11 protein-coding genes and 1 CRISPR repeat array are annotated in these 12287 nt (G+C 46.0%); of the genes, 3 read left to right on the plus strand and 8 right to left on the minus strand.

All coding sequences use genetic code 11. The features are described from left to right. Positions 1-35: 35 nt before the first annotated feature. Together rcbX and ACT7WV_RS24305 are read right to left on the minus strand one after the other, a co-directional pair. The gene (gene rcbX / locus ACT7WV_RS24300) at positions 36-425 is read right to left on the minus strand and encodes a RuBisCO chaperone RbcX (RefSeq protein WP_445105337.1); all 390 of its coding nucleotides are present in this window, start codon (positions 423-425) and stop codon (positions 36-38) included. A gap of 114 nt (positions 426-539) precedes the next feature. After that, positions 540-1970: a form I ribulose bisphosphate carboxylase large subunit gene (locus tag ACT7WV_RS24305; RefSeq protein WP_445105338.1), complete on the minus strand. Its 1431-nt coding sequence runs from the start codon at positions 1968-1970 to the stop codon at positions 540-542. A 520-nt stretch (positions 1971-2490) separates the two neighbouring features. Between ACT7WV_RS24305 and ACT7WV_RS24310 the strand changes: the two genes are divergently transcribed. After that, positions 2491-3606, plus strand: a complete 1116-nt coding sequence (locus ACT7WV_RS24310; protein WP_445105339.1) for a ligand-binding sensor domain-containing protein — start codon at positions 2491-2493, stop codon at positions 3604-3606. Positions 3607-3645: 39 nt separating this feature from the next. Continuing rightward, positions 3646-4434 carry a 3-methyl-2-oxobutanoate hydroxymethyltransferase gene (panB, locus tag ACT7WV_RS24315; RefSeq protein ID WP_445105340.1) on the plus strand — a complete coding sequence of 263 codons (789 nt, stop codon included), beginning with the start codon at positions 3646-3648 and terminating at the stop codon, positions 4432-4434. Positions 4435-4475: 41 nt separating this feature from the next. Here the strand turns inward: panB and ACT7WV_RS24320 are convergent, their stop codons facing one another. From ACT7WV_RS24320 to tyrS, 5 genes are all read right to left on the minus strand, one after another. After that, positions 4476-5081 carry a glutathione S-transferase family protein gene (locus ACT7WV_RS24320; protein ID WP_445105341.1) on the minus strand — a complete coding sequence of 202 codons (606 nt, stop codon included), beginning with the start codon at positions 5079-5081 and terminating at the stop codon, positions 4476-4478. A gap of 301 nt (positions 5082-5382) precedes the next feature. Next, positions 5383-6401: direct repeats of the CRISPR family, unit length 36 nt; unit sequence GTTTCCATTCAATTAGTTTTCCCAGCGAGTGGGAAG. 17 nt (positions 6402-6418) lie between these two features. Continuing rightward, on the minus strand, positions 6419-6640 hold the full coding sequence (locus ACT7WV_RS24325) for a hypothetical protein (protein WP_445105342.1): 222 nt from the start codon (positions 6638-6640) through the stop codon (positions 6419-6421). 25 nt (positions 6641-6665) lie between these two features. Further along, positions 6666-7271 (minus strand): hypothetical protein, encoded by a 606-nt coding sequence (locus tag ACT7WV_RS24330; RefSeq protein WP_445105343.1) that lies wholly within the window; start codon positions 7269-7271, stop codon positions 6666-6668. 19 nt (positions 7272-7290) lie between these two features. Further along, positions 7291-8013 carry an orotidine-5'-phosphate decarboxylase gene (gene pyrF, locus ACT7WV_RS24335; protein WP_445105733.1) on the minus strand — a complete coding sequence of 241 codons (723 nt, stop codon included), beginning with the start codon at positions 8011-8013 and terminating at the stop codon, positions 7291-7293. Positions 8014-8109: 96 nt separating this feature from the next. Next, a complete protein-coding gene (tyrS, locus tag ACT7WV_RS24340; protein ID WP_445105344.1) occupies positions 8110-9363 on the minus strand; it encodes a tyrosine--tRNA ligase in 1254 nt (417 codons plus the stop codon). A 564-nt stretch (positions 9364-9927) separates the two neighbouring features. On the opposite strand from tyrS, the gene ACT7WV_RS24345 reads away from it, so the two are divergent. After that, positions 9928-11835: a transglycosylase domain-containing protein gene (locus ACT7WV_RS24345; RefSeq protein ID WP_445105345.1), complete on the plus strand. Its 1908-nt coding sequence runs from the start codon at positions 9928-9930 to the stop codon at positions 11833-11835. A 56-nt stretch (positions 11836-11891) separates the two neighbouring features. Here ACT7WV_RS24345 and ACT7WV_RS24350 read toward each other — a convergent pair whose 3' ends face one another. Continuing rightward, positions 11892-12215 carry a DUF1825 family protein gene (locus ACT7WV_RS24350; RefSeq protein ID WP_445105346.1) on the minus strand — a complete coding sequence of 108 codons (324 nt, stop codon included), beginning with the start codon at positions 12213-12215 and terminating at the stop codon, positions 11892-11894. Between the last annotated feature and the right edge of the window lie 72 nt (positions 12216-12287).

The raw sequence follows: 12287 nt of genomic DNA on the forward strand, positions 1-12287 counted from the left end.
AAACAATAGAAGCTAACTGAATTAGAAAAGACCAATTAGTTCTCCGAGTCAGTTTGCTGTTCGGGATGGGCAGGGTTTTCAGACACTGTCAGTTGCGTAATGCGCTCTAGATGCCGCCGTCGATGTTCCATATTCGACTTCTGGATATTAGCGCGAACCATTTCAGGTAAAAATTCTGCCACTTCCTCGGTTAGATGCTCTCGCACAGTCATAATCCGAAAAGCTAAATCTTGTTTAGCCCGGAGCAATTCCTCAAGGTAAGCCTCTCCATCTTGGATGCTGTGCTTTGAGGAAAAGGAATGTAGCCATAGCGCCTGGGGAGGGTCATTTTCACCCAATTGATCTAAGACAATCCGCAGTGCTTGATAAGTCATATAGCTAGTCAGCACCTTGGCTGTGTCTTTCGCAACTCTTTTTAGATCCATCTTTGAACCCAGCCCTAATTAGTTATTAGTTTTTTACTTCTAGTAGTTAGTTGTTAGATAAAAAAGAAGATTCCGCTTGTTCCTGACAACCAACTACTAGCAACTAACTACTAATCAGACTGTATCCATTGCCTCGAATTCAAACTTGATTTCTTTCCACAGTTCACAAGCAACAGCCAATTCAGGACTCCACTTGCAAGCTTCGCGAATCACATCGCCGCCTTCACGCATCAGGTTACGACCTTCGTTACGGGCTTGGATACAAGCTTCCAAAGCAACCCGGTTAGCTGTAGCACCAGGAGCATTGCCCCAAGGGTGACCCAGGGTTCCGCCACCGAATTGTAGGCAGGAGTCATCACCAAAGATTTCTACCAACGCAGGCATGTGCCAAACGTGGATACCACCGGAAGCTACGGGCATTACTCCAGGCATGGAAGCCCAGTCTTGGGTGAAGTAAATACCCCGTTCGCGGTCTTGCTCAACGTGGTCTTCACGCATTAGGTCAACGAAGCCCATGGTGATACCTTTTTCACCTTCGAGCTTACCAACAACAGTACCGGAGTGGAGGTGGTCACCACCAGACATCCGCAGGCACTTGGCGAGAACGCGGAAGTGAATACCGTGGTTCTTCTGACGGTCAATTACCGCGTGCATCGCACGGTGAATGTGCAGTAGGACACCGTTGCGGCGGCACCACTGAGCTAGAGTAGTGTTAGCGGTGAAACCACCAGTTAGGTAATCATGCATGATGATTGGTGTACCGATTTCCTTGGCGAATTCGGCACGCTCCATCATTAGTTCACAGGTGGGGGCAGTGACGTTGAGGTAGTGACCCTTAATTTCACCGGTTTCAGCCTGGGCTTTCTCGATGGCTTCTTGAACAAACAGGAAGCGATCGCGCCAGCGCATGAAGGGCTGGGAGTTAATGTTTTCGTCGTCTTTGGTGAAGTCTAGACCACCGCGCAGGCACTCATAAACAGCACGTCCGTAGTTCTTCGCAGATAGACCCAGTTTGGGCTTAATTGTGCAACCCAGCAAGGGACGACCATACTTATTAAGCTTGTCGCGTTCTACTGTAATCCCGTGGGGTGGTCCTTGGAAGGTCTTGAGGTAAGCGATGGGAATCCGTAGATCTTCCAAGCGTAGTGAGCGCAAAGCTTTGAAGCCGAACACGTTACCTACAATCGAGGTAAGCATGTTGGTGACGGAACCTTCTTCAAACAAATCCAAAGGATAAGCAACGAAGCAGATGTACTGGTTATCTTCGCCACGTACTGGTTCAATATCGTAGCAACGACCCTTGTAACGATCCAGGTCAGTCAGTAGGTCTGTCCAAACAGTTGTCCAAGTACCAGTGGAAGATTCGGCTGCTACGGCAGCACCAGCCTCTTCTGGAGGAACCCCAGGCTGAGGGCTCATACGAAAAGCCGCCAACAAATCTGTATCTTTGGGAATGTAATCTGGAGTGTAATAAGTTAATTTATAATCCTTTACCCCAGCATCGTACCCAGCTTTTGACTGGGTTTTGGTTGATGAGTAAGACATGCTTTCCCTTCCTTAGGAACTACTGAAATGTGACGACAGGTTGATTTGACCTGATCGGTTGTAGATTCTGTTCTGATTGCCGGAACAAAAATCTTTTGTAAAGGCTTGTACAGCCAGCCTTACCTGGGTGCAACGCCACACCCAAAATTCCCATTCGCGAATTCTGCCTGGGACTACCTAGTCTCTGTTATGAAACCACAAAACTGACACCTTGAAGACAATTTTTTTGGTTAAACAAGCAGCTTAGGTAATACATAATTTCTTAATGTCTCTGGTTAGCATAACAAGAATTGAATAAGTCTAACCTCAAATATTCTTTAGTAATGTATAAGTTTTTTTTATATTTATACGAATTGTAACTTTTTGTTGCTAATTTGTTACGGAAAACGGCAAGTATCCACTGATTTTTGCCGCCATTAACAAAATCGGTCGAAGCTATTAAATAAGAAGGAAAATCCCGAATTAGGGAAAAAAAGGCAGATGCACTCGCATTTAAGGTAGGAGAACAAGGAGAGTCACGATGGTGTTTTTTAATACCCATATTGGTCTTTTGATCAGTGCCACGCTGTTGTGGTTAAATTTGCCAGTGTCAATAGTAATGCCAGAAAAGCTAGCGCCGACTAGTAAAGGTCGAGTTTTGGCACAAAGAGAGAGTGAACAGAAAAAACCAGTTCCCATCTATCCAGGAAACCCACCGCCGCCGGGAAGGGAACCTTTGCCTCCGGAACGTCTACGACGAGAAAGCCGACCCCAAACAGACTTTCGGGTGAGTGCCTTACAGCCCAACTATCTTGGTGACCTTTGGGTAGGTTCGTGGTTAGGTTTAGCCCGGATTAACCCCAATACTGGACGCATCTTGGCTCGTATTGGTTTACCTAACTACACAGTCGGTGCTCTAGCACAAGACAAAGTTGGACGGATTTGGGTAGGAACCTACGAAGGGCTACTGCGGGTAGACCCTCGTAGCAACGAAGTTACCGCACAAAACTTCTTGTTACCCTCTAACCGAGTTTTATCCCTATTGGTTGACCGTCGGGGTTATCTCTGGGTAGGGAGCGATCGCGGCCTTGCTATGATTAGCCCTGACGAAGGGTTACTGATGACCACTGTGCAGGAATTACCTGGTGTGAGTGCTAACGCCCTAGCTTTAGATGAAGCTGGACAACTTTGGGTAGGAACTCTAGAGGGGCTAGTACAGGTAGATACCGCCAGCGCTTTTGTGATTGGTCGTGTCAGCAGTCCACCAGCCACCACAGTGCAAACCCTGACCTTGGGGCCAGAAGGGATGCTTTGGGCGGGAACCCCTAACAGTCTGCTGGTTATTGACCCTGAAACCACTGAAATATTACGCTCTGTGACACCCATGAGGGGACGCAATGTAACTTCTGTAAGCTTTGCTCAAGATCGCAGTGTTTGGGTAGGTACTGATCAAGGCTTGTTCAAACTAAAAGCCGACAGTGGAGAAGTGCTCGGTCAACTAGCAAATCTTCCTTCTAACAAAATTCTTGCCCTTTCTCCTGATACTGGCAACAAGTTATGGGTGGGAACTACTGAAGGATTAGCCTGGGTAAGCTTGAGTACTGGTCGCGTTAGACCGCATTTAGCTTTTATCAGAGAAGCACCAGATAATTTTTAGACTAGAGGCATTCCACTCAAAAATAATAACCAACATCAGATGGCAGTGAACATCCAGCAACTGAACCAATTGAAACAACAAGGGCGTCCTATTGTAACGCTGACAGCTTCGGACTATGGGATCGCCCAGTTGTTGGACGAAGCCGGGGTGGACGTTATTATGGTCGGGGATTCCTTGGCGATGGTGACTCTGGGCTATCAGACAACACTGCCAGTGACACTTGAAGAGATGATACACCATGCTAAAGCAGTGCGTCGGGGCGTCAAACGAGCACTAGTGGTATGTGACTTGCCCTTTTTGACTTATCAGGAAAGCCCACAACAAGCGATGCACTCTGCTGGTCGTATTTTGAAGGAAACTGGGGCGCAAGCGGTGAAGTTGGAAGGGGGATATCCTGCAATTACCCAAACCGTTGCTCAGCTGACATTGGCAGGAATTCCGGTAATGGGTCATGTTGGTTTAACACCTCAGTCAGTTCATCAGCTAGGTTATCGCCAACAAGGGAAAACCCCGGAAGCTGGAGAGCATATTTTACAAGAAGCGATCGCACTTGCTGAGGCTGGCGTTTTTGCCATAGTTTTGGAACACATTCCTGATGATTTGGCACTGAGGATTACCCAAAAACTGCCAATTCCGACGATTGGCATTGGTGCAGGCCCCCACTGCGACGGACAAGTGTTAGTAACCTCCGATTTGCTGGGACTTTCTCAACGGTTGCCGCCATTTGCCAAGTCTTATGTTAATTTACGGGAGATAATTACCCAGGCTGTGCAAGATTTTGGTAGTGATGTGCGTCAGGGTCAATTCCCAGAAACTCAAAAAAAATAACGCTAAATTTTCTACTTTCTGTGCTGAACAGTTAGTTGTTTCTAAGATTGCTTGATGCTGATATATCCAGGCTGAGCTTTAACCAGTTCTAGCCAGGTTTGTATTGCCGTAAATCTGCTTAAATCAAATCCGCCTTCGTTTGCTACATGGGTGTAAGCAAACAACCCGATATCAGCAATGGTGTAACGCTCACTGACAAAAAACTTGTGATTCGTGAGGTGTTTTTCCATGATATTAAGTGCTGCATAACCTGGCTCACGTTTCTGATTAAGAGCATCTCGATACTTGTCCGCCTTACCCAAAATTGATATCCAAAATCTGGAGGTTGCGATGTAGGGTTCATGGCTGTATTGCTCGAAAAATAACCATTGCAATACCTGTGCTCTCTCCCAAGACTCTTGTGGCAAAAATTGTGTGCCTTCACTTAAGTAAAACAGAATAGCGTTTGATTCTGCAAGAAATTTGCCTGATGCAATTTCTAAAACGGGAACTCGACCATTGAGATTTTTGCTCACAAATTCTGGAGTCCTTGTTTCACCCTGAAGAATATTTACCTCTACTCTCTCAAAAGTAATACCAAGTTGTGTTAATAAAAGACGTACTTTGTAGCAATTTCCAGAGGGCAAAAAATCATAAAGTCGGAGCATCGTAGAATGGCACTGATTTAAGAAAATTCATTTCGACCAATTAATCCTTGTGCAGTTTTTTTTTGGTATTTTGGTGTCGGCAAATAGTGTCTATACGCCGTTCAAATTTTACTTCAAACTAATAGACCTCTTGCATAAGTGCTTAAATGTCATGTTGAGCAACGCGAAACATCAAAGCCAGATGCTTCACTCCACTGCATTCCGCTCAGCATGACCTTGAGAGTTATCAGACTTTTGCAAGAAGTTTAATAAAGAAAAACCCCACGGCTTAAGTTAAATGCTGTGGGGTTTTCCATAGATGGTTTCCATTCAATTAGTTTTCCCAGCGAGTGGGAAGAGTTCTGGTAACCCGACTACGGTTGACACTCGCGATCAGTGTTTCCATTCAATTAGTTTTCCCAGCGAGTGGGAAGTAGAAGTTACAATCCAAGACGGAATGGAGGAACCTCCTGTTTCCATTCAATTAGTTTTCCCAGCGAGTGGGAAGTCTCATTTGACATCCCGTATAGGATGGAGGTGCAAATCGTTTCCATTCAATTAGTTTTCCCAGCGAGTGGGAAGGCTACCGCCCGTCAGTACCTCACAGGTGGCAACACTCGGGTTTCCATTCAATTAGTTTTCCCAGCGAGTGGGAAGTCAATTTGGCTTCCAGTGCTGCACACCTTCGTCGTGGAGGTGTTTCCATTCAATTAGTTTTCCCAGCGAGTGGGAAGTGCAAGCGTCAACGCTTGTCGCCCCGTGACACCGTTTCCATTCAATTAGTTTTCCCAGCGAGTGGGAAGTTCTTCCCCCGGGAGGAATTGCTTGGAGCGCTAATGGACACCGTTTCCATTCAATTAGTTTTCCCAGCGAGTGGGAAGCAGGCGCACTCTCCCCAGAGCAGCGCCAAAACGCTGAAGCAAGCGTTTCCATTCAATTAGTTTTCCCAGCGAGTGGGAAGTATATAATGCTTTCTGGCATAGGAAACATGATTGTTCGTTTCCATTCAATTAGTTTTCCCAGCGAGTGGGAAGTGGAAATGGAAATGAGTGTCCTGTTGGATCTGAGAGTTTCCATTCAATTAGTTTTCCCAGCGAGTGGGAAGTCTAAGTGGTCAAATTATGCGGCTCATTCAAGAACTACCTGATGTTTCCATTCAATTAGTTTTCCCAGCGAGTGGGAAGGTTGATTTGGATGATGTAAGTGTTTCTACCCAGCATTCCGTTTCCATTCAATTAGTTTTCCCAGCGAGTGGGAAGTCGGTTTAACTGGCGCAGCATCTGCTAACGAAACACGTATCCTTCAGTTTCCATTCAATTAGTTTTCCCAGCGAGTGGGAAGAGTTCGTTCAGGGAGCCTTACGGAGACTGGGTTTCAGCCGCCAAATCGACACCACTAATGAAAGTATAGTATATCCTTCCCAAAATTGAGCTAAGTACATACCTCAAACCCCCTCCCTGTAAGGCATCGACACCACTCAACGAAAAATATAGGGTTTGAGCATTTTGGCGAGTGGTGTCGATTAACGCTTGTAAATTACCCTCAAACCTAGACAAAACAAGACTTTGGCGGTAATTCAACCTGAAATTCTGATGTATCTTCCCTCTATTGGGATCTAACAGTCCCCGCACGGCAATCTCGCAACCAAGTGCTAATTGCTTGACCAACGACACCATTCGTGCTTTCCATTGGTGGTGTTGGAGGCTGTCCGGCTTCAGAAGAACCAATTTGGGTAAAAATCATCGCCAAGCGCCACCCTTCTGAAGTTTGAGTTAGGAATAATCGGTGAAAATTCTGGAACTCAACCGCTTGTCCCCCTATATATTTTCGCTCTAAAGTAGTTAAGAAAACTTGCCTAACCGATTCGTCTGCCGCTTCTTCTGAATTGAAGGGTAATTGATTCGGGCCTAAGGGTAGTGGTTCAAATACTGGATTGCCCGCCACAATTACATAGCTAAAATTGTCCACCGTTCTATCCAGGCGTCGGGCTTTTTGAATCACTCGATTAGCATAGCTTGGTAAATCCCTAACTATTAAGGTAATTAAAGTTTCTAAATCCGCTGGACATTCCTGAATTGTTGAAGGTCGCAGTTTCCTAAGTTGTTTGTCAAGTAAGTATATTGAGTTGTTTTCGCCGCTTTTAACTTTCCCTGGTGGAAAACCTTCAGCCTGTAATCGATTAACTTTCAATCCCAAGCAGACAACAAGCATTATGCTGCTGATTTTTAAGCTATACACCGGCGGCAGCTAACTCGTCGCCAATTTTTTTCCAGGCGGCTACTGGATCTGATGCAGTAGTAATTGGTCGTCCAATAACTAGGTAATCTGCACCAGCTTTTATGGCATCGACTGGCGTCATGGTACGCTTTTGATCCGCAGTCTCTGACCAATTAGGCCGCACTCCCGGACACACCAGCAAAAAATCATCACCACATACCTGCCGTAACTGGGACACCTCCTGAGGAGAGCAAACGGCACCATTCAAACCACTTTCTTGGGCAAGTAGTGCCATCTGTAGAGCATACTCTGGTAGTTCAATGGGAATTTTCAGATCAAAAGCTAAGTCCCGCGATGTCAAACTTGTCAATAGAGTAATGGCAATTAGCTTGGGAGGTTGGCACCCTGCTGAGAGTGCCGACTCACCTACAGCCGCCACAGCACCTGTCAGGGCACTACGACCAGCAACAGCATGAATTGTGATTAAATCGACACCATAGGCGGCGGCGGCACGACAAGCCCCAATTACTGTATTGGGAATGTCGTGAAACTTGAGGTCTAGAAAGATGCGCTTTTGGCGATTTTTGAGAGTGCCAAGAATCCCAGGGCCAGCACTGACAAACAACTCCAGCCCCACTTTCCAGAAGGTAACCTGTGGCAACTGCTCCACAAGAGCGATCGCATCTGCCTCAGTCGGCACATCTAAAGGAACAATAATCCGGTCTTCTACAGCCATCCTCTTTAAATTGCTCAGCATGCGCCTAGGCTTCTAGGTTGTAAGGTCTTAGAAGATAACCTACTTTAAGCTGTAACCCGCACAACCTGCTAATTTTCAAACCTTTAAACGAACAAATTTCTTCTTTCCGATCTGTAAAACTTTACCATCTAATGCATCCGCTGCATCAAAGGTAAGGTCAGTGTCACTGATGCGATCGCCATCCAGCTTAACACCCCCCCCTTGAATCTGTCGCCGTCCTTCCCCGCTACTTTTACACAAGCCACTGACGTTGAGAATGTAGAACAATTTGGCAGGAAACTCGACCTGTGAAAGAGAAAATTCCGGTACACTATCACCAGCGTCAGTGGTATTGCCTTGGGTAATTTCTATCGCCGCTTTCTGAGCTTCTTGAGCTGCTGTTTCACCGTGGTATTGGCTAACAATATCTAAAGCTAGTAGTTTTTGGCGATCGCGTGGATTTTCCGGTAGTTGACTTGAGGAGAGGTTAGTCAGCAATTCAAAATACTCCTCTAGAAGATTATCTGGTATCTTCTCCAGCTTGGAGTACATTGAGAGGGCGTCTTCTTGCAAACCGACGTAATTTCCTAGGGACTTCGACATTTTCTGAACCCCATCTGTCCCTAATAAAAGTGGCATCAGTAGTCCAAACTGGGGTGTCTGACCAAAATGTCGCTGCAAATCTCGTCCGACGGCAATATTAAATTTTTGATCTGTACCACCCAATTCCAGATCAGCTTGCACCGCCACCGAGTCATACCCCTGCATTAGAGGGTAGAGAAACTCGTGGAGGTAAATCGGGTTTTCTTGTTTGTAACGCTCGGCAAATCCCTCCTTTGCCAGCATCTGTCCTACTGTCATTGTGGCTAACAATTCCAGAGTTTTCGCCAAATTCAGTTGCCCTAGCCAATCAGAGTTGTAGCGAATTTCCAATCGCCCCGGTGTCTGGAAATCTAAAATTGGGCGTACTTGTTCTAGATAAGTTTGGGCATTTTGCTTGACTTGCTCTTGGGAAAGCTGACGCCGTACCTCAGATTTTCCGGTTGGGTCGCCAATTCTCGCCGTAAAATCTCCAATAATCAGTACAGCTATGTGACCAGCATCTTGAAACGCCCGCAGCTTCCGGACAGGGATGCTGTGACCAACGTGGATATCTGCACCAGTAGGGTCAATTCCCAACTTTACCCGTAAGGGTCTGTCGGTTTGCAACAACTTTTGAACAATGTTTTCACTGGGATTTTCCGAATCTGGTTGCTCCGGAAAAATTTCACTGACACCTCTGTATAGCCAAGCAGGTTGCTTAGAAGTTGCCAATTGCTGATTGTCAATTGCTGATTCAGAGTTTGACATTAGTCTGGGACATATTTTAAGGACTATGGGAGTGTAGCCTTTGGCAGGAGAAAATTCTTTCCTCGTCTCAATCCAAGGCAGCACGTGTTGCATTTTTGGTCAAAAATGTCAAAATGTCCATGATTGATGGAGTTAACAATTATCCCAGAATGCACCTATTATTATGATGAAGTGAATAAACATTTAAAGAAAACGACTTTTAATCTAACCCGACCACCTTTACTTGAGGCTAGCAACTAGGAGATTGAGGAGTACGCTAAATCCTATAGAAAAGAAGCAATACTACTGGATGCAGAATAATCCTGCTAAGAGTAGTTATGTGTAGTTACTCTAAGGCGGTTGAGGAATCGCTTTGTTAAGCCTAGTTAGCTTTGAGTCCCGCAGCTCCTTGCTTCTAGCCCCTAACTTCCCCTAGCCTAGACCTCAATCATCATAACGGAAACCAGCTTACACTTAATCCTGGCCGTTGCTAAAAGTTTCTGTAATTATCTTATAGAAAGTGTTGACAAGATGTTGCCACACAAGGAAATCCAGTCTTTTTTTGAGTGAGGAAGTGAAATCGCTGTGTCATCTAGCACCATTCAACAAAAACAAGATAAGAAAAGCGGCTCATCACCAGCTCGGCGTTTTGTCCAAGGAGTAGCTCAGGTAGCTGGTGGAACTGTCCTCGGCATTACCATGCTAACTAGCTCGGTGGTTGCTGGTGGGCTAGTTGGCTTGGCGACTAGCTTCCGTAACCTCCCAGATGTGAGGGTACTTCGGGGCTATGTGCCGACAGAAACAACTTATATTTATGACGTTAAGGGTAAACCTCTTGCTAGTCTTCATGGGGAGGCAAATCGCGAGGTTGTCAAATTAGATAAAATTAGCCCAAACCTCAAACGGGCAGTAATGGCGATTGAGGATAAACAGTTTTATCTACACCAAGGTATTAACGTCAACAGTGTTGGTCGCGCTCTGAAAGCTAACTGGCAAGAAGGCTCAGTAGTTCAAGGTGGCTCGACTCTCACCATGCAGTTGGTGAAAAATTTGTTTCTCTCGCGGGAGCGTGCCTTCTCTCGTAAAATTGCCGAAGCGGTACTAGCCATCCGCATTGAGCAAATTTTCACCAAAGACGAGATCTTGGAAATGTACCTCAATCAAATTTATTGGGGTCACAATAACTATGGCATCCAAACCGCTGCCCAAAGCTACTTTGCCAAGTCTGCTGCTGACCTAACTATAGCTGAGTCGGCAATGCTGGCAGGACTAATTCAGTCCCCTGAGGAGTACAGTCCTTTTGCCAACTACCAGCTTGCTAAACAGCGCCAAGCCGTGGTTTTAACCAAAATGCGGGAATTGGGATGGATTACTGCTGCTGAAGAAGAAGAGGCCCGCAAGCAACCCCTGAAAATCGGCAAAAGTACTTCATGGCGGACTAGCAAACTCCCTTATATTACCGAAGCAGTGGTCAGCGAACTCAACGAACGATTTGGCAGAGATACTGTTCTTAAAGGTGGGATGCGAGTTCAGACAACCATCGACTACGATTTCCAAAAAATGGCCGAAGCAACGGCGGCTCGCGGTCAACGCCGCCTGCGTGGTTTAGCTGGTCAGGTGGCAATTGCCGCTGTTGATCCTCGGACTCATTTTGTCAAGGCCTTAGTTGGTGGTGTCGATTATGAGGATAGCCAATTCAACCGAGCACTTCAGTCTCGACGTCAGCCTGGTTCATCCTTTAAGCCGTTTGTTTACTACACCGCTTTTGCCAGTGGGAAATTTTCTCCATCATCTACCGTCCAAGATAGCCCGGTTAGCTATCGAGATGGGGGCGGCTATTATTCTCCTAGGAACTACGGTGGTGGCTATGGCGGTGCCATGAGCATTCGCACAGCCTTAATGCAATCTCGCAACGTCCCAGCCGTCAAGATTGGTAGAGCCGTTGGACTGGACAAGGTAATCAAAGTCCTCCGCACTATTGGTGTTAAGAGTCCGCTTGACCCAGTAACCTCTTTGCCTTTAGGTTCAATTGGGCTAACGCCTTTAGAAATGGCTGGTGCCTATGCTACTTTTGCCAGTAATGGCTGGTACTCTGATACAACGATTATTGTCCGGGTTACTGACACTGGTGGTAATGTTTTGCTAGATAATACGCCCCGGCCTAAGCAAGTTCTTAATCCCTGGGCTGTAGCTTCCCTAAATAGTGTGTTGCAAGATGTAATCGAGAGTGGTACAGGAACCCGCGCACAAATCGGTCGTCAAGCAGCTGGTAAAACGGGTACGACAGATTCAGAGAGAGATGTTTGGTTTGTCGGCTATGTCCCGCAGTTGGCAACTGCTGTTTGGATTGGTAACGACAATAATAGACCGATTGGAGGTGGAGCTACAGGTGGCGGCTTTGCTGCACCAATTTGGCGAGAGTTTATGCTTAATGCCCTAAAGAACGAGCCAGTGCGTTACTTTGAGCCAGCTTCTAAGTTCAAACGCCCTTAGCTTAAATCTTAGATCAAGGTTTCTTGGCGCTCCGTTCTCCTAAATAGGACTGGGCGTTAAGTTTGCTTTTCTAGTTCTGACTTCATGCGTTCTAAAGTACTATGCATTTGGTCAAACATTTGCTGAGGTGTGATGCCAAACTGACCAAGCTGTGTGTTGAGCTGCTCAACAGTCATCTGAGCCATAAAATCATCAGATAACTCGAAGCGCTTCATAAAAATACGGTAACGCTCCATCATTGATTCCATCTGATCAATGAAGATCTTTTTGCCCTCCCGGTCAAATTTACCGTAGCCGCTTCCCAATTGGATCAAGGATTGATAATCTCCAAATAGCTGCTTGGCTTCTTCTTGGACAATCTCTGAATCAAAAAAACTCATCTGTTTTATATCTCTCTCTTAATATCTCAACCAAAGTTATAGCTCAACTGAGCGGTTTTAATACCCTCTTTA

The organism is Symploca atlantica LB2515 (assembly GCF_052546295.1).

Bases quoted from the DNA above. Each gene is read 5' to 3' on its own strand.
- rcbX (WP_445105337.1), bottom strand. From the start codon at position 425: ATGGATCTAAAAAGAGTTGCGAAAGACACAGCCAAGGTGCTGACTAGC.
- ACT7WV_RS24305 (WP_445105338.1), bottom strand. From the start codon at position 1,970: ATGTCTTACTCATCAACCAAAACCCAGTCAAAAGCTGGGTACGATGCT.
- ACT7WV_RS24310 (WP_445105339.1), top strand. From the start codon at position 2,491: ATGGTGTTTTTTAATACCCATATTGGTCTTTTGATCAGTGCCACGCTG.
- panB (WP_445105340.1), top strand. From the start codon at position 3,646: ATGGCAGTGAACATCCAGCAACTGAACCAATTGAAACAACAAGGGCGT.
- ACT7WV_RS24320 (WP_445105341.1), bottom strand. From the start codon at position 5,081: ATGCTCCGACTTTATGATTTTTTGCCCTCTGGAAATTGCTACAAAGTA.
- ACT7WV_RS24330 (WP_445105343.1), bottom strand. From the start codon at position 7,271: ATGCTTGTTGTCTGCTTGGGATTGAAAGTTAATCGATTACAGGCTGAA.
- pyrF (WP_445105733.1), bottom strand. From the start codon at position 8,013: ATGGCTGTAGAAGACCGGATTATTGTTCCTTTAGATGTGCCGACTGAG.
- tyrS (WP_445105344.1), bottom strand. From the start codon at position 9,363: ATGTCAAACTCTGAATCAGCAATTGACAATCAGCAATTGGCAACTTCT.
- ACT7WV_RS24350 (WP_445105346.1), bottom strand. From the start codon at position 12,215: ATGAGTTTTTTTGATTCAGAGATTGTCCAAGAAGAAGCCAAGCAGCTA.